Source organism: Streptomyces sp. NPDC045022 (genome assembly GCF_056432605.1).
Genome location: NZ_JBWKIR010000015.1, coordinates 1 through 15,753, shown reverse-complemented (window position 1 = coordinate 15,753; position 15,753 = coordinate 1). Strand labels below are relative to the sequence as shown.

Here is a 15,753-nt window from a genome sequence, read left to right as displayed (position 1 = left end):
TCCCTATGCGCAGAAGGTCGGCGCGATCGATTGACCACTCCGTTCGTAGTGCTTCATTTGTAGTACTCCGACTGGGTGAGCGCAAAGGTGTTTTCGGGGAACGCAACGGCGGGCCCCGCGCACCGTGGGGGTGCGCGGGGCCCGCCTGACCGAAGTCCCCGGTGCCCGTGCGGGGTCAGGAGCCGCGCGGGCCCGGGGACTCCGGGGTCCTTCCCGGCCGCCGGGACGGCAGCCCTCAGCCGCTGCGCCGGGTCACGAACTCGGCGAGCGCCAGCAGTCCGCCCGCCGCCTCCGGATCGGGGACCGCGCGGGCCAGTTCCTGCATGGCGCGGGCCATCCGGTCGGCGGCCTCGGCCTGCGCCCAGTCCCTGCCCCCGGCCCGCTCCACGAACCTCGCCGTGCGAGCGAGTGCCCCGGCCGCCTCCGCCTCGTCCCTGACGTAGGGCTTCCCGTACAGCGCGGCGAGTTCGGCCGCCGCCGGGGTGCCGGAGGTGAGCGCCGCCACCACCGGCAGGGACTTCTTGCGGGCAGCGAGATCCGCGCCGACCGGCTTGCCGGTGTGCCGCGAGTCCCCCCATATGCCGATGACGTCGTCGATCAGCTGGAAGGCGAGCCCGGCCTGCCGGCCGAAGCCGTCCAGCGCGGCCGCCGCCTCCTCCCCGGCACCCGCGTACAGCGCGCCGAGAGCGCAGGCGCAGCCCAGCAGCGCGCCGGTCTTCGCCTCGGCCATGGCGAGCACTTCATCGAGGGCGACCTCGTCCGGGGCACGGCGCTCCAGGTCGGTGTCCGTGTGCTGGCCGGCGCACAGCTCCACGACACACGCCGCGAGCCGGGCCGCGGCCGGGACGGCGGCCGGATGCGGGTCTTCGGCGAGCAGCCGGAAGGCGAGTGCCTGCAAGGCGTTCCCGGCGAGGATCGCGGCGGCGTCGCCGAAGACGGTCCAGGCCGTGGGCCGGTGCCGCCGGGAGGTGTCGCGGTCCATCACGTCGTCGTGCAACAGCGTGAAGTTGTGGACCAGTTCGACCGCCGCTGCCGCGCGGACGGCCGCCGCCCGGGCCGCGGCGCCACCGAGCGCGGCGGCCGCGGTGAGGACGAGCGCGGGCCGCATCGCCTTGCCGGCGCCGCCCGCCGCCGGGGTGCCGTCCGCGCGCTGCCAGCCGAAGTGGTGGAGCGCGATCCGGCGCATGGAGCCGGGCAGCGACTCGACGGCCGAGCGCAGCGCCGGGTCGACCAGGGCACGGGTGCGTTCCAGCAGCGCCGCCGCCTCCTGCCCGTCGGGCGGACCGGCGGCGCCGTCGCCGGTGGCCCCCCGCCGCTCCTCCGGCGTGCCGGGGCGTGGTACGCCGGGGACCCGTTGTTCTGTGTCCGTCATGAACTCGGCCACTGCCTCCCCCTCGCCAGATCCGCGGACGCCGGCGTCGCCGGTCCGGCCGGACGCGTACCCCGGGGATGTGCCGCCCCGCTGGGCGGGGACACCGCCGCGACGTGCGGAAACGTCACCTCCACCGGCCGGTCTCGACGTTCTCCAGCACACCGAGCGCGTCGGGCACCAGGACGGCGGCCGAGTAGTAGGCCGTCACCAGGTACTTGATGATGGCCTGTTCGTTGATGCCCATGAACCGCACGGACAGGCTCGGCTCGATCTCGTCCGGGATCCCGGACTGCCTGAGGCCGATGACACCCTGCTCCGCCTCACCGGTACGCATGGCGATGATGGATGTCGTACGGGCCTGGCTGACCGGGATCTTGTTGCACGGGTAGATCGGCACGCCGCGCCAGGTGGGGATGCGGTTGCCGGCGATGTCGATCGTCTCCGGGACCAGGCCCCGCTTGTTCAGCTCGCGCCCGATCGCGGCGATGGCGCGCGGGTGGGCCAGGAGCAGTTTGGTGCCCCGGCGGCGACTGAGCAGCTCGTCCAGGTCGTCCGGGCTGGGCACGCCGTCGTGCGGCTGGATCCGCTGGTCGTACTCGCAGTTGTTGAGGAGACCGAACTCCCGGTTGTTGATCAGCTCGTGCTCCTGGCGCTCCTTCAACGCCTCGACCGTGAGCCGCAGCTGCTGCTCGGTCTGGTTCATCGGCTGGTTGTACAGGTCGGCCACGCGCGAGTGGATGCGCAGCACGGTCTGGGCGATGCTCAGTTCGTACTCGCGGGGCCGGGACTCGTAGTCGACGAAGGTGTGCGGGATGTCGGGCTCGCCGGAGTGACCGGCCGCCAGCTCGACCTCCTTCTCGCCGTACTTGTTGGTCCGCTGCTCGGGGATCGCGCGGAGCTGCTCGAGGTGCTCCCGCAGCGAGTCGGAGCGCTCCGCCACCTGCTCGAAGTCCTGGCGGCTGAGGGTCAGCACCGTGGTCGCGGTGTCCGCGCGGACGGTGTACTCCCAGATGGCGTCCGGGTCGAGCAGCGCCTGGTCGCCGAAGTAGGCGCCGTCGGCGAAGACCCCGAGGACGGCGTCGTCGCCGTACGGGCCCGTGCCGACCTTCTCGACCCTTCCGTGAGCGAGCAGGTACACCTCATCGGTCTGGTTGCCGAAGTCGGCGATCACTTCGCCGGGCGCGAACTCGCGCTGGCGGCAGCGCCGGGCCAGCTCCGTCAGCACCTCCTCGTCCTCGTACGACCGCAGAGCCGGCAGCTCGCCCAGTTCGGCGGGGATCACCTCCACCTGGTCCCCGGTCTTCACGAAGGTGATACGGCCGTCGCCGACGGTGTACGTCAGGCGCCTGTTCACCCGGTACGTGCCGCCCTGGACGTCCACCCAGGGAAGCGTGCGCAGCAGCCAGCGAGAGCTGATCTCCTGCATCTGCGGAACGGACTTGGTGGTGGTGGCCAGGTTCCGCGCGGCCGCCGTCCCGAGGGACTGCTGCGGCTTGCCCTGTTCCGTGCGGACCTCTTCGCCTACCGACATAAGGAAATGCCCTCTCATGTTTGCCCGATGCCGCATCGCACACCGGTCTCACCACCAAGCGTTCCTCACGGAGCGCACACGTGCCATTACCCGAAAGAGCGGGAATGGATCATCGCACTAGTGGGCAGAAAGAGGGATCTTGCCCAGCACCGCACCCGATGCCCGACCTGTCCGGATCGGCTCGCACAGTATGCGAACGATGTGGCCCGACACGTCCGGTTTCGGTAGAAGCAGCGGTACGAGAGGGCCGCGACCGGCGGCCGTCGGGCACGGCACGAAGGAGTCGGTCATGGCCCCACCCATGTCCGCGAGCGGATTTCTCGACGCGCTCCGGGCGGAGGGCGTCACGGTTGTCGAGGTCGGCGACTGGCGGCACCACAACCGCAACCACAAGGGCCCCTGGGGCCCCGTACACGGCGTGATGATCCACCACACGGTGACCCGGGGCAGCGCGCACACGGTGGAGATCTGCCGCGCCGGCCACCCGGCGCTGCCCGGCCCTCTGTGCCACGGTGTGATCACCAAGGACGGCACGGTCCACCTGGTCGGCTACGGCCGCGCCAACCACGCGGGCCTCGGCGACGACGAGGTCCTGCGCGCGGTCATCGCCGAGAAGGGGCTGCCGCCGGACAACGAGGCCAACACCGACGGCAACCGGCACTTCTACGGCTTCGAGTGCGAGAACCTGGGCGACGGCGAGGACCCCTGGCCCGAGGCGCAGCTGGACGCGATCGAGCGGGCCGCGGCCGCGGTGTGCCGGCGGCACGGCTGGACGGAACGGTCGGTCATCGGTCACCTGGAGTGGCAACCGGGGAAGGTGGATCCGCGGGGGTTCACGATGGCATGGCTGCGGGAGCGGATCGCCGAGCGCCTGAAGGGGTAGCGCCGTCGGGTTGCGGGCCCTCGCCGGGTGCGGGTCCGTCGCGGCGTGCGGTCCGTCGCGGCGTGCGGGTCCGTCGCGGCGTGCGGTCCGTCGCGGCGTGCGGTCCGTCGCGGCGTGCGGTCCGTCGCGGCGTGCGGTCCGTCGCGGCGTGCGGTCCGTCGCGGCGTGCGGGTCCGTCGCGGCGTGCGGGTCCGTCGCGGCGTGCGGGTCCGTCGCGGCGTGCGGGTCCGTCGCGGCGTGCGGGTCCGTCGCGGCGTGCGGTCCGTCGCGGCGTGCGGTCCGTCGCGGCGTGCGGTCCGTCGCGGCGTGCGGTCCGTCGCGGCTGGTCGCACGGCTCTCCGCCCCTTCCGGGCGCGCGCGGTGGCACCCCGCCGGCACCGGGCGACAATGGCGGGGTGACCAGCACCGCCCCGCTTCTCCCTCGCCTCCCCTCCCCCCTCCAGGAGATACGCGACGACCGTTTCGACCGTCGTGGTCTGCGTCTGCTCCTCAAGCGGGACGATCTGATCCACCCGGAGCTGATCGGCAACAAGTGGCGCAAACTGGTGCCGAACATCGAGGCGGCCGAGGGCCGGGCGCTGGTCACCTTCGGCGGGGCCTACTCCAACCACCTGCGGGCCACAGCCGCCGCCGGCCGCCTGCTCGGCTTTCCCACGGTCGGCGTGGTCCGCGGCCAGGAGCTGGCCGACCGCCCCCTCAATCCGTCCCTGACCCGGTGCGTGGCCGACGGTATGCGGTTGCACTTCGTGGACCGGGCCACGTACCGGGGCAAGACCGAGCCGGAGACGCTGGCCGGCATCCTGCGGGCGGCCGGCGCCGGGGACGCGTACGTCGTACCCGAGGGCGGCAGCAACACGGCGGCCGTACGAGGCTGCCGTGCCCTCGGCGAGGAGCTGCGGGGGCGGGCCGACGTGGTGGCGATCGCCTGCGGCACGGGGGGCACGCTGGCCGGGCTGGCGGCTGGGCTGGGGACCGGGCAGCGGGCACTGGGGGTGCCTGTGCTCAAGGGAGGCTTCCTGGAGGCCGGGATACAGAGGCTGCAGGAGGGTGCCTTCGGTGGCCGGCGGGGCGAGTGGTCGCTCGAGGAGCGGTTCCACTTCGGCGGGTACGCGCGCACGGCCCCCGAACTCGAGGTCTTCGCCGAGGACTTCGAGCAGCGGCATGGCGTGGTGGTGGAGCGGTTGTATGTCGCCAAATTGCTGTATGCGCTGGTCAGTCTTGTGGGGGAAGGGGCGTTCGCGGGCGGGACGACCGTGGCGGCTGTGCTGACCGCCTGACTGACGCTGAAGTTGTGCCGCTCCCGCATGGGCACGCTGCGTGTGCATCGTGATCGCAAGGTTGCATGCCGACCTGAGAGTGGCGGGATCGTCGCCGCCGAGCACCCGGCGGCGACGGACACGCGTGTCTTCGTGAGCCCGGCCTGTTCCGGATCCCCCGTCAGCGGTGCCACCGGAGACGATTGCCTCTCACGCCGTCTCGCGGTAGGCCGCGGCCTCCTCCAGGTCCAGCCGGCGCAGCAGCGCCCGCAGCATCTCGTCGTCGATGTAGCGGTGGTCGCGGAGCTTGACGAAGACCTCGCGTTCGGAGCTGATCATCTCGCGGGACAGCCGGCGGTAGGTGTCGTCCACGGACTCGCCGGTGACCGGGTTGGTCTGGCCGAGGCGCTCCCAGACGGCGTTGCGGCGTCGCTCCAGGACCTGGCGCAGCCGGTCGGCGAGCGGTGGGGGCAGGGCGTTGCGCTCGTCGGCGAGGAGTTCGTCGAGGCGGGTCTCGGCGACCCGGGAGGCCTGTGCCTGGGCGTTGGCCTCGGCGAGCGTCTCGGCCTGCCGGTCACGGCCGGGGAACTTCAGCAGGCGGATCAGCGGCGCGAGCGTCAGGCCCTGCGCGACCAGCGTGCCGATGACCGTGGCGAAGGTCAGGAAGAGGATCAGGTTCCGCTGCGGGAAGGGGCTGCCGTCGCTCACCGTGAGCGGGATCGAGAAGGCGATGGCCAGCGACACCACACCCCGCATCGCGGCCCACGAGGTCACGATCGGTGCCCGCCAGGTGGGATTGTCCTCGCGCTCGCGGACGCGGCGGGAGAACAGGCGCGGAAGGAAGGTCGCCGGGTACACCCACACGAACCGGGCCACGACGACCACGCCGAAGACCGCGACCGCGTACCAGAGGGCGTCGACGCCCTGGTACTCCCGGATGCCCCGGAGCACCAGCGGCAGCTGGAGGCCGATCAGCGCGAAGACCGCCGACTCCAGCAGGAAGGTCACCATGCGCCACACCGCCTCCTCCTGGAGCCGGGTGGCGAAGTCGACCTCCCACGCGTGGTGCCCGAGATAGACCGCGACCACCACGACCGCGAGGACGCCGGAGCCGTGGAACTGCTCGGCCACACCGTAGGCGACGAACGGGATCAGCAGGGAGAGGGTGTTCTGCAGCAGCGCCTCCTTGAGACGCGTGCGCAGCCAGTGGATCGGCACCATGAGCACCAGTCCGACGACGACACCGCCGACCGCGGCCCGCAGGAACTCGCCGATCCCGCCGGCCCAGGTGGCTCCCTCACCGACAGCGGCGGTGAGGGCCACCTTGTAGGCGGTGATGGCGGTGGCGTCGTTGAGCAGGGACTCGCCCTGCAGGATGGTGGTGATCCGGGACGGCAGCCCCACCCGGCGCGCGATCGCGGCGGCCGCGACCGCGTCCGTCGGAGCCACCACCGCGCCCAGCACCAGAGCCGCGGGCAGCGGCAGCCCCGGGACGACGAGGTAGGCGACCCAGCCGACGGCGAAGGTCGCGAAGAGCACGTACCCGATCGACAGCAGTCCCACGGGCCGCGCCTGGGCCCGCAGGTCGAGGTACGAACTCTCGGTGCCCTCCTTGTACAGGAGCGGCGGCAGCACCAGGGGCAGGACGATCTCGGGGTCCAGCGCGTAGTGGGGGACCCCGGGGACGTACGAGACCGCGAGTCCGGCCGCGACCAGCAACAGCGGCGCGGGCACCGGCGTGAACCGCGCGGCCCCCGCCACGGCCACGCTCCCGGCCACCAGCAACAGCAGCGGCAACACATCCATGTCCTCGCCCGCCCTCTTTCCGCGCGGTCACCCGCACACCCGTCGTAATCTGGCAATCATGAAACAGTGCACGCATGCCGACGCGCTGCCGCACCCCGAACCGAAGGCGCTGAACGAGACCTGCCCGGAGTGCCTGCGGGACGGCACGCACCCGGTGCAGCTGCGTCTCTGTCTGACCTGTGGCCACATCGGCTGCTGCGACTCCTCGCCGGGGCGGCACGCGACGGAGCACCATGAGAAGTCCGGTCATCCGGTGATGCGGACCTTCGAGCCGGGCGAGGACTGGCGGTGGTGCTTCGTCGACCACGTCCTCGTCTGAGTGCGCCGCCGTCCCGCGTTCCCGCCCGGCCGCGTTTTCGTGTGACACTGCTTGCGGCCGCTGCCGCACGACGGTTCGAGCGTCTGACGTCTGGGTACGTCAACCCGGCGCGCGCTCTTCCCATTTGGGCCCGCCGACCCTCTAGACACGGAGCGTATCCACAGCTTTACTGTGAGTGACGCCAAGGGGTCGGGGTCCCGGGGACAGGACCGTTCGGAGCGCGATAGCGTCACCGCGGAACCACGTACGCGTTACCCCGGGGGGCGACCCTCGGCCCCGTAGAGCTTGTACCACCATGGAGGTGAGGGTGTCCCAGATCGCAGGCGAGCCCGTGGCGAACCAGGACTTCGTGGAAGTCCGGCTTCCGGCTGCGGGTGCCTACCTGTCGGTGCTGCGGACGGCCACGGCCGGTCTGGCGGCCCGCTTGGACTTCACCCTGGACGAGATCGAGGACCTGCGCATCGCCGTGGACGAAGCCTGCGCCATCCTGCTCCAGCAGGCCGTGCCCGGCTCCGTGCTCAGCTGCGTCTTCCGGCTCGTCGACGACTCGCTGGAGGTCACGGTCTCGGCGCCGACCACGGACGGCCATGCCCCCGCGCGGGACACCTTCGCCTGGACCGTGCTGTCGGCCCTCGCGGGCAAGGTCTCGTCCGCCGTCGACGAGGACAAGACCGTGTCGATCAGCCTCTACAAACAGCGCGGCGCCGGCCCCGGGCCGGCGTGAGGAACGGGGACGGTCCGGTGCGGAACGAAGAGCGCGGCACACGCGAGCTGCCGACCGGGGACGGGGGAGTCCCCGGCACATGGGGGTCCCCCCGCTCGAGCGAGATCGGGAGCGGGGGAGGAGCCGAGACGTCCGGGGAGGCCCCCCGGGACGGTTCCCGGCGCATGACGGACGGCATCGACGGCATCCCCGAGCAGGCCAGGCCACATCCGGAGGACGACTCCGCGCGGGGCGGCGGTGACGGTGCCGTGCAGGGCGCGCCTTCGCGGGGACGCGGTGGGGCCGGTCCCGCCGGCCGCGCGAAGGCGGGGGCTCGGGGAAGGGCTACGGGCGGGACGATGAGCGAGCACGAGCGAGACGCCGGGGAGAACGCGCCGGGCACGGAGGCCGTGCAGGCCGCGCCGCACGACCCCCACGACCGCAGCGGGGCGCGGGCGATGTTCGTCGAGCTGCGCAAGCTGGATGCGAGCAGCGCGGGGTACGCGGAACTGCGCAACAAGCTGGTCCGGATGCATCTGCCGCTCGTTGAGCACCTGGCGCGCCGGTTCCGCAACCGCGGCGAGCCGCTGGACGACCTCACCCAGGTCGCCACGATCGGCCTGATCAAGTCGGTCGACCGGTTCGACCCGGAGCGCGGCGTGGAGTTCTCCACGTACGCCACCCCGACCGTCGTCGGCGAGATCAAGCGGCACTTCCGCGACAAGGGCTGGGCTGTCCGCGTGCCACGCCGGCTGCAGGAGCTGCGGCTGGCGCTGACCACGGCGACGGCCGAGCTGTCCCAGCTGCACGGCCGCTCCCCCACGGTCCACGAGTTGGCCGAGAAGCTCGCCATCTCCGAGGAGGAGGTCCTGGAGGGCCTGGAGTCCGCGAACGCGTACTCCACGCTGTCCCTGGACGTCCCCGACACCGACGACGAGTCCCCGGCGGTCGCCGACACCCTGGGCGCCGAGGACGAGGCGCTGGAGGGCGTGGAGTACCGCGAGTCCCTCAAACCGCTGCTGGAGGACCTGCCGCCGCGCGAGAAGCGGATCCTGCTGCTGCGCTTCTTCGGGAACATGACCCAGTCGCAGATCGCGCAGGAGGTCGGCATCTCCCAGATGCACGTCTCCCGGCTGCTCGCCCGCACGCTGGCCCAGCTGCGCGAGAAGCTGCTGGTGGAGGAGTAGAAACCGCTGGTGGAGCGGCAGGGCGGCTGCCTGCTCCGGCTACTCGGCCCGGCCCGGTCCCTTGATGCCGAGGGCCCGGGTCGTCTCGCCGTTGACCAGGAGCACCAGTGTCGCCACGGCGACCACCGCGAGGGCGATACCGGCCGGGATGGCCACGCTGTCGGCCTGGAGCAGGCTGTATGCCACCGGAAGGGCCATGACCTGGGTGATCACCGCGGGACCACGGCTCCAGCCGCGGCGCAGCAGCAGCCCGCGCGCGGCGAACAGCGGCAGCAGCGCGAGAACGACCAGCGTGATCCCCAGAGTGACGGCCTGCTGCCGGTCGTCCGGGTCGCTGGTGAGCCCGAGGACGAGCACCCAGAGGCCGCCTGCCACCAGGGCGATCCCCTCGAGCGCGGTCAGCGTTGCCGCGTACGTCAGCCGGCGCGGGCGCGGCCCGGCGGTGTCCGCGGCGTCCTGGGCGTGGTTCTGCTCGCTGCTCACCACAGCAGGGTAGCCCTCGCCCTCCGGGGCGCCCGCCCGCGTCCCGCCCGCGGGTGTCCAGGCTCACGCGCCCTCCTCTTACCGGATCCCTACCTCGGGCTGGGCCGGGTACCACCCAGTAGGTACGCTGCCATGCATGCGTGCACTCCTCGTGGTCAATCCGGCGGCAACCACCACAAGCGCACGCAGGCGTGACGTCCTGATCCACGCACTGGCGAGCGAGATGAAGCTGGAGGCGGTCACCACCGAGTACCGCGGCCACGCGCGCGATCTCGGCCGGCAGGCGGCGGAGAGCGACGACATCGACATGGTGGTGGCCCTCGGCGGTGACGGCACCGTCAACGAGGTGGTCAACGGCCTCCTGCACGGCGGCCCCGCCCCGGAGCGGCTGCCCGGCCTGGCCGTCGTTCCCGGCGGCTCCACGAACGTCTTCGCCCGGGCCCTGGGGCTGCCCAACGATCCCGTCGAGGCCACCGGCGCTCTGCTGGACGCCCTGCGCGAGGGCCGGGAGCGGGTCGTCGGCCTCGGGCTGACCTCCGGTACGCCCGGCACCGAGGACGAGGCGGTCCCGGACCGCTGGTTCACCTTCAACGCCGGGCTCGGCTTCGACGCGGGCGTGGTCGGCCGGGTCGAGCAGCAGCGCGAGCGCGGCAAGAAGTCGACTCACGCGCTGTATGTACGTCAGGTGATCCGGCAGTTCCTCGGTGAGCCGAACCGCCGGCACGGCACGATCACCCTCGAACGGCCCGGCGCGGACCCGGTCGAGGATCTTGTCGTCGCCATAGTCTCGAACACGTCCCCTTGGACGTATCTCGGCAATCGCCCCATGTACACATCACCTAAGGCCTCGTTCGATACCGGCATCGACGTGCTCGGTCTCAGCCGTCTGTCTACGGCCGCGGTTGCCCGGTATGGCACCCAGTTGCTCACTTCGTCCCCCGAGCGGGGACCCCATGGCAAGCACGCCCTCTCACTGCACGACATGGACCAGTTCACCTTGCATTCGAAGGCGCCCCTGCCCCTTCAGATGGACGGTGACCACCTGGGGCTCCGAACCAGCGTGACGTTCACAGGCGTACGCCGTGCACTGCGTGTGATTGTGTGAGCGGAAGGGGCGAAAGTCCTTTCACTCGAACGTTTAGGCCAGGATCCACCCCATGGAAGTACGGCTGTGACCTAGTCGACACCGAGGAATCAAAAAAAACTTTTCGGAAGGGGTTGTATCCGCCGCTGAGGTTTGCGAGTCTCTACGTGGCGATCGGGACGGCCCGCAACACCGGCCTCCACTGATCACCGGAACCCCTCTTCAAACACAGGACCACGCCGGGGAAGACTCGGCGGTCGGCCCTTCACTTGTTGAGGGATTCGTGAAAGCGTTCACATTCACAAGCACCCTGCATGTAATACCAAGGAGAGGTAGCAGCCATGGACTGGCGTCACAACGCCGTTTGCCGCGAGGAAGACCCCGAGCTCTTCTTCCCCATCGGCAACACCGGTCCTGCGCTGCTGCAGATCGAGGAAGCCAAGGCCGTCTGCCGTCGCTGCCCGGTGATCGAGCAGTGTCTGCAGTGGGCGCTCGAGTCCGGTCAGGACTCCGGCGTCTGGGGTGGTCTCAGCGAGGACGAGCGCCGCGCGATGAAGCGCCGTGCCGCCCGCAACCGGGCTCGTCAGGCCTCCGCCTGACACTCCCACCCCTGCTGACAGCCTGAGCCGGCGGCGCGTGCAGCGAGTACGCATCTCCCGCCCCCGAGCCGCAGCGCGCAGTACCCCCGATGCGCATAGCTTCGAGCTTAAGCCCCGGATCACCAAGTGGTCCGGGGCTCAATGCTGTCCGGGCCGCGTTCCCGCCTCAGCCGGTCATTTCTGCGCCTGCACCGGGATGTCCAGGATCACCCGCGTCCCCCGCTCCGGCGCCGGGACCATGTCGAAGGTGCCGCCCAACTCCCCCTCCACCAGCGTCCGCACGATCTGCAGGCCGAGGTTCCCCGAGCGGTGCGGGTCGAAGCCCTCGGGCAGCCCGACGCCGTCGTCCTGGACGGTGACCAGGAGGCGGGGCTCCTTGGTGGTGCCGCCGCGGACCGCGGAGACCTCGACCGTGCCGGTGTCGCCCTGGCGGAAGCCGTGTTCCAGCGCGTTCTGCAGCACCTCGGTGAGGACCATCGACAGCGGGGTGGCGACCTCGGCGTCGAGTATCCCGAACCGTCCGGTGCGCCGGCCGGTCACCTTGCCCGGCGAGATCTCGGCGACCATCGTCAGCACCCGGTCGGCGATGTCGTCGAACTCCACACGCTCGTCCAGGTTCTGAGACAGCGTCTCATGCACGATCGCGATGGAGCCGACCCGCCGTACGGCCTCCTCCAGGGCCTCCCGGCCGCTCTCGGAGTCGATGCGCCGGGCCTGGAGGCGCAGCAGGGCGGCGACCGTCTGCAGGTTGTTCTTCACCCGGTGGTGGATCTCCCGGATGGTCGCGTCCTTGGTGATCAACTCGCGTTCACGGCGCCGGAGTTCGGTGACGTCCCGGCACAGCACCAGCGAACCGATGCGGGTGCCCTTCGGCTTGAGCGGGATCGCCCGGAACTGGATGACCCCGTCGTTGGTCTCGATCTCGAACTCGCGCGGCGCCCAGCCGCTGGCCACCTTGGCAAGGGCCTCGTCCACCGGGCCCCGGGTCGGGGCGAGTTCGGCGGTGGTCTGCCCGAGGTGCTGGCCGACCAGGTCCGCGGCGAGGCCGAGGCGGTGGTAGGCGGACAGGGCGTTCGGGGAGGCGTACTGGACGACGCCGTCCGCGTCCAGCCGGATCAGGCCGTCGCCGACGCGCGGGGAGGCGTCCATGTCGACCTGCTGGTCGGGGAAGGGGAAGGAACCGGCCGCGATCATCTGCGCGAGGTCCGAGGCGCTCTGGAGGTACGTCAGCTCCAGACGGCTCGGTGTGCGGACGGTGAGCAGGTTGGTGTTGCGGGCGATCACACCGAGGACGCGGCCCTCACGCCGTACGGGGATGGACTCGACCCGCACGGGGACCTCTTCGCGCCACTCCGGGTCGCCCTCGCGCACGATCCGGCCCTCGTCCAGCGCCACGTCCAGCATGGGCCGGCGGCCGCGCGGGACGAGGTGGCCGACCATGTCGTCCTGGTACGAGGTCGGGCCGGTGTTGGGGCGCATCTGGGCGACCGACACGTACCGGGTGCCGTCATGGGTGGGGACCCACAGGACCAGGTCGGCGAAGGAGAGGTCGGAGAGCAGCTGCCACTCCGAGACCAGCAGGTGGAGCCACTCGAGATCGGAGTCGTCGAGGGCCGTGTGCTGGCGTACGAGTTCGTTCATGGAGGGCACGTGTGCGAGCGTACCGGGGCTTCGCGGGTGGCCGGAAAACACCCGCGGGCCGCGGCGCCTGGAAGGGACCCTCAACCCTCCCGGCACCGCAGCCCGGAGCATCATCGGCCGCGGGGTGTGCGGTCCCGGTCGGCCGAAGGTCGAGGAGCCGGGGCAGTCAGGGCAGAGAGCTCCGGATCCTCGATCCGCCTTCCTGTGCGGGGAAGACGGAGGCTTGTTCACTTGGATTGTGGACTAGACCACGAAGGCGTGTCCATCGGTGCGCGAGCACGCACCGAAGAATGGCACGCGATGCCACGAAGCCTAGCCCGCCCCGGTCAGTCGTGGGGCCAGATGGTCATGGCAATTTCCGCGAGCGCTTCCAGGTCCTCCCGGCTCGCTCCGTCGCGGGCCTGCTGGGACATGCCCTGGATCATCGCGCCGGCGTGTCGGGCGAGGGCGGCGGCGTCGGTGCCGGCCGGGAGGCACCCGGCCGCGATGTCCGCCCGGATCCGGGATTCGAGCCCGGCGATGTTCGCGTTGCGGCGGTCGCGCAGCAGCTCCTCCACCTCGGGGCTGGTGCAGTTGGTGGCGGCGTGGACGACCAGGCAGCCGTACGGGTGGGCAGGGTCGGTGTACTCGGCGGCGGCCTCGCGCAGGGTGCGGGCGACGGCCGCACGGGCGGTGGGCTCCTCGGCGAGGGCGCGCTCGGCGAAGGCGCCGTGCGTGCCGGCGTAGACCTGGACGACCTCCTCGAACAGGGTCCGCTTGTCACCGAAGGCCGCGTACAGGCTGGGGGCTCCGATGCCCATGATGTGGGTGAGGTCGGAGACCGAGGTGGCCTCGAAGCCGCGTTCCCAGAAGGCCATCAGCGCCTTCTCCAGCGCGGTGGCCCGGTCGAAGGAGCGCGGCCGGCCCCGCGTCCTGCCCGTGCCGCCCCGCACCTGCGTCTGCGCTTCCTGACCCGTCGTCATGGGAGCATTTTATAGCGCCCCCTAGAAAATTGTCACCGGGCTGGTGTACGGTCTTTTTGTATCGATCGTTAGACAAGTCTGGAGGGGCCGAGATGGGCGTGCTCACGGGGAAGACGGCGCTGGTCACGGGGGCCAGCCGGGGCATCGGGCGGGCGATCGCCGAGCGGCTGGGGCGGGACGGGGCACGGGTCGCGGTGCACTACGGCAGCAACGAGGCCGCCGCGAAGGAGACGGTGGCGGTGATCGAGGCGGCCGGCGGCTCGGCGTTCCCGATCGGGGTGGAGCTGGGGTCACCGGGGGACGCCGGACGCCTGTGGAAGGAGTTCGACCGACACGCGGACGGGCTCGACATCCTCGTGCACAACGCGGGCATCGGCAGCGCGCCTCCGTTCCCCGAGATCGGGGAGGAGGAGTACGACCGGCTCTTCGCGGTGAACGTGAAGGCGCCGTTCTTCCTCACCCGGCTCGGGACGGAGCGACTCCGGGACGGCGGGCGGGTGGTGAACATATCGTCCGGGCTGGCGCGGACCGCCGCGATGCCCCAGGCCATCGCCTACGCCATGACGAAGGCCGCGCTGGACGTCTTCACCCGGGACCTGTCCAAGCTGCTGGGCCCCCGCGGGATCACCGTGAACTCCGTGGCGCCCGGCATCGTGGACACCGACGTCAACGCCGCGTGGCTGCGCGCCAGCGACGAGGCCTGGCAGGGTGCCGCCGCGTACTCGGCGCTGGGCCGGGTGGGCACACCGGCGGACATCGCCGACGTGGTGGCGTTCCTGGTCTCGGATGACGGCCGTTGGGTGACCGGTCACTGGCTGGACGCGACGGGAGGCTCACTCGGCTAGCAGCCGGCGCGGCCGCCGGCAGGGGCCCGGACGGCACATCCCCACCCCCGTCCCACGCTCCTGTCGCCCCCCTGTTCCCACCCCTTGTCTCCGCGCCCGCGAACGCCGATTCTGTTAGATTGGTCTAAACCACATAGACGCACAGAGCCCTCTCCAGAACGGCAGGCCCAGCGTGGAAGTTGTCATCGTTCCGGACGCCGCCGCAGGCGGCGAGCTGATCGCCGAGGCCATGGCCCAGCTGCTGCGACGCAAGCCCGACGCCCTGCTCGGCGTGGCCACCGGCTCCACCCCGCTGCCCATCTACCAGGCGCTGACCACCAAGGTGCGCTCCGGCGCCGTGGACGCCTCGCGAGCGCGGATAGCACAGCTCGACGAGTACGTGGGGCTGCCCGCCGACCACCCCGAGTCCTACCGCTCGGTGCTGCGCCGGGAAGTGCTGGAGCCGCTCGGCATAGACATGGACGCGTTCATGGGCCCGGACGGCACGGCCGAGGACGTACCGGCGGCATGCGAGGCGTACGACCGCGCGCTCGCCGGGGCCGGTGGGGTCGACCTGCAGCTGCTCGGCATCGGGACCGACGGGCACATCGGGTTCAACGAGCCGTGCTCCTCGCTCGCCTCGCGCACCCGGATCAAGACCCTGACCGAGCAGACCCGGATCGACAACGCCCGCTTCTTCGACGGAGACATCGAGCAGGTCCCCCATCACGTCATCACCCAGGGCATCGGCACCATCCTGGAGGCCCGCCACCTGGTGCTGCTGGCGACCGGCGAGGGCAAGGCGGACGCGGTCGCCGCGACTGTCGAGGGCCCGGTCGCCGCGGTCTGCCCGGCCTCCGCGCTCCAGCTCCACCCGCATGCCACGGTCGTCGTCGACGAGGCGGCGGCGTCCAAGCTCAAGCTGGCGGACTACTTCCGGCACACCTACGCCGACAAGCCGGACTGGCAGGGGATCTAGGCCGGGCGTTGGGGCCCCGGACGCCGCTCGGCGGTTTCTAGGGATCGTCGCAACACGTGGTCGGTTGTGTCAGACGGCGAGCAGTTTATGCAGGCGCTCGGCTGGGGTTTCCCAGCCGAGCGTT

The 15,753-nt window shown here is 71.3% G+C and carries 15 protein-coding genes; 9 read left to right on the top strand and 6 right to left on the bottom strand.

All coding sequences use genetic code 11. From position 1 onward, the window contains the following. Window positions 1–235: 235 nt before the first annotated feature. Together AC07C1_RS25155 and AC07C1_RS25150 are read right to left on the bottom strand one after the other, a co-directional pair. Entirely contained in the window at window positions 236–1,372 is a 1,137-nt protein-coding gene (locus AC07C1_RS25155; RefSeq protein WP_478942428.1) for a family 2 encapsulin nanocompartment cargo protein polyprenyl transferase, read from the bottom strand. A gap of 124 nt (window positions 1,373–1,496) precedes the next feature. Beyond that, window positions 1,497–2,903 carry a family 2B encapsulin nanocompartment shell protein gene (locus tag AC07C1_RS25150; protein WP_478942426.1) on the bottom strand — a complete coding sequence of 469 codons (1,407 nt, stop codon included), beginning with the start codon at window positions 2,901–2,903 and terminating at the stop codon, window positions 1,497–1,499. 289 nt (window positions 2,904–3,192) lie between these two features. Here AC07C1_RS25150 and AC07C1_RS25145 point away from each other — a divergent pair, with 289 nt between their 5' ends. Together AC07C1_RS25145 and AC07C1_RS25140 are read left to right on the top strand one after the other, a co-directional pair. After that, window positions 3,193–3,786, top strand: coding sequence for an N-acetylmuramoyl-L-alanine amidase (locus AC07C1_RS25145; protein WP_478942424.1), 594 nt, complete (start codon window positions 3,193–3,195; stop codon window positions 3,784–3,786). Window positions 3,787–4,181: 395 nt separating this feature from the next. Further along, complete coding sequence (locus AC07C1_RS25140; protein WP_478942422.1) at window positions 4,182–5,063, top strand: 1-aminocyclopropane-1-carboxylate deaminase/D-cysteine desulfhydrase; 882 nt, start codon at window positions 4,182–4,184, stop codon at window positions 5,061–5,063. 189 nt (window positions 5,064–5,252) lie between these two features. Here the strand turns inward: AC07C1_RS25140 and AC07C1_RS25135 are convergent, their stop codons facing one another. Then, window positions 5,253–6,848 carry a Na+/H+ antiporter gene (locus AC07C1_RS25135; RefSeq protein WP_478942421.1) on the bottom strand — a complete coding sequence of 532 codons (1,596 nt, stop codon included), beginning with the start codon at window positions 6,846–6,848 and terminating at the stop codon, window positions 5,253–5,255. A 58-nt stretch (window positions 6,849–6,906) separates the two neighbouring features. Here AC07C1_RS25135 and AC07C1_RS25130 point away from each other — a divergent pair, with 58 nt between their 5' ends. From AC07C1_RS25130 to AC07C1_RS25120, 3 genes are all read left to right on the top strand, one after another. Continuing rightward, a complete protein-coding gene (locus AC07C1_RS25130; protein ID WP_478942419.1) occupies window positions 6,907–7,167 on the top strand; it encodes a UBP-type zinc finger domain-containing protein in 261 nt (86 codons plus the stop codon). Window positions 7,168–7,474: 307 nt separating this feature from the next. Beyond that, window positions 7,475–7,891 (top strand): ATP-binding protein, encoded by a 417-nt coding sequence (locus tag AC07C1_RS25125; protein ID WP_478942417.1) that lies wholly within the window; start codon window positions 7,475–7,477, stop codon window positions 7,889–7,891. Beyond that, on the top strand, window positions 7,888–9,057 hold the full coding sequence (locus tag AC07C1_RS25120) for an RNA polymerase sigma factor SigF (protein WP_478942416.1): 1,170 nt from the start codon (window positions 7,888–7,890) through the stop codon (window positions 9,055–9,057). The genes AC07C1_RS25125 and AC07C1_RS25120 overlap by 4 nt, the downstream gene beginning before the upstream one ends. Window positions 9,058–9,096: 39 nt before the next feature. Here the strand turns inward: AC07C1_RS25120 and AC07C1_RS25115 are convergent, their stop codons facing one another. After that, window positions 9,097–9,540: a hypothetical protein gene (locus tag AC07C1_RS25115; protein WP_478942415.1), complete on the bottom strand. Its 444-nt coding sequence runs from the start codon at window positions 9,538–9,540 to the stop codon at window positions 9,097–9,099. Between the two features lie 136 nt (window positions 9,541–9,676). On the opposite strand from AC07C1_RS25115, the gene AC07C1_RS25110 reads away from it, so the two are divergent. Together AC07C1_RS25110 and AC07C1_RS25105 are read left to right on the top strand one after the other, a co-directional pair. Further along, the gene (locus tag AC07C1_RS25110) at window positions 9,677–10,645 is read left to right on the top strand and encodes a diacylglycerol/lipid kinase family protein (RefSeq protein WP_478942414.1); all 969 of its coding nucleotides are present in this window, start codon (window positions 9,677–9,679) and stop codon (window positions 10,643–10,645) included. 320 nt (window positions 10,646–10,965) lie between these two features. Beyond that, entirely contained in the window at window positions 10,966–11,223 is a 258-nt protein-coding gene (locus tag AC07C1_RS25105; protein WP_003992873.1) for a WhiB family transcriptional regulator, read from the top strand. A gap of 174 nt (window positions 11,224–11,397) precedes the next feature. Here the strand turns inward: AC07C1_RS25105 and AC07C1_RS25100 are convergent, their stop codons facing one another. Both AC07C1_RS25100 and AC07C1_RS25095 read right to left on the bottom strand, forming a co-directional pair. Beyond that, on the bottom strand, window positions 11,398–12,864 hold the full coding sequence (locus AC07C1_RS25100) for a sensor histidine kinase (protein ID WP_478942700.1): 1,467 nt from the start codon (window positions 12,862–12,864) through the stop codon (window positions 11,398–11,400). 326 nt (window positions 12,865–13,190) lie between these two features. Then, window positions 13,191–13,826, bottom strand: coding sequence for a TetR/AcrR family transcriptional regulator (locus AC07C1_RS25095; protein WP_478942412.1), 636 nt, complete (start codon window positions 13,824–13,826; stop codon window positions 13,191–13,193). 92 nt (window positions 13,827–13,918) lie between these two features. Between AC07C1_RS25095 and AC07C1_RS25090 the strand changes: the two genes are divergently transcribed. After that, window positions 13,919–14,671: an SDR family oxidoreductase gene (locus AC07C1_RS25090; RefSeq protein WP_478942410.1), complete on the top strand. Its 753-nt coding sequence runs from the start codon at window positions 13,919–13,921 to the stop codon at window positions 14,669–14,671. Window positions 14,672–14,843: 172 nt separating this feature from the next. Further along, complete coding sequence (gene nagB / locus AC07C1_RS25085) at window positions 14,844–15,629, top strand: glucosamine-6-phosphate deaminase (RefSeq protein ID WP_478942409.1); 786 nt, start codon at window positions 14,844–14,846, stop codon at window positions 15,627–15,629. Window positions 15,630–15,753: the final 124 nt, after the last annotated feature.

What these genes read in the sequence shown, in the direction of transcription:
- AC07C1_RS25155 (WP_478942428.1), bottom strand. Translation starts at nt 1,372, where the DNA reads ATGACGGACACAGAACAACGGGTCCCCGGCGTACCACGCCCCGGCACG.
- AC07C1_RS25150 (WP_478942426.1), bottom strand. Translation starts at nt 2,903, where the DNA reads ATGTCGGTAGGCGAAGAGGTCCGCACGGAACAGGGCAAGCCGCAGCAG.
- AC07C1_RS25145 (WP_478942424.1), top strand. Translation starts at nt 3,193, where the DNA reads ATGGCCCCACCCATGTCCGCGAGCGGATTTCTCGACGCGCTCCGGGCG.
- AC07C1_RS25135 (WP_478942421.1), bottom strand. Translation starts at nt 6,848, where the DNA reads ATGGATGTGTTGCCGCTGCTGTTGCTGGTGGCCGGGAGCGTGGCCGTG.
- AC07C1_RS25130 (WP_478942419.1), top strand. Translation starts at nt 6,907, where the DNA reads ATGAAACAGTGCACGCATGCCGACGCGCTGCCGCACCCCGAACCGAAG.
- AC07C1_RS25110 (WP_478942414.1), top strand. Translation starts at nt 9,677, where the DNA reads ATGCGTGCACTCCTCGTGGTCAATCCGGCGGCAACCACCACAAGCGCA.
- AC07C1_RS25105 (WP_003992873.1), top strand. Translation starts at nt 10,966, where the DNA reads ATGGACTGGCGTCACAACGCCGTTTGCCGCGAGGAAGACCCCGAGCTC.
- AC07C1_RS25100 (WP_478942700.1), bottom strand. Translation starts at nt 12,864, where the DNA reads ATGAACGAACTCGTACGCCAGCACACGGCCCTCGACGACTCCGATCTC.
- AC07C1_RS25095 (WP_478942412.1), bottom strand. Translation starts at nt 13,826, where the DNA reads ATGACGACGGGTCAGGAAGCGCAGACGCAGGTGCGGGGCGGCACGGGC.
- AC07C1_RS25090 (WP_478942410.1), top strand. Translation starts at nt 13,919, where the DNA reads ATGGGCGTGCTCACGGGGAAGACGGCGCTGGTCACGGGGGCCAGCCGG.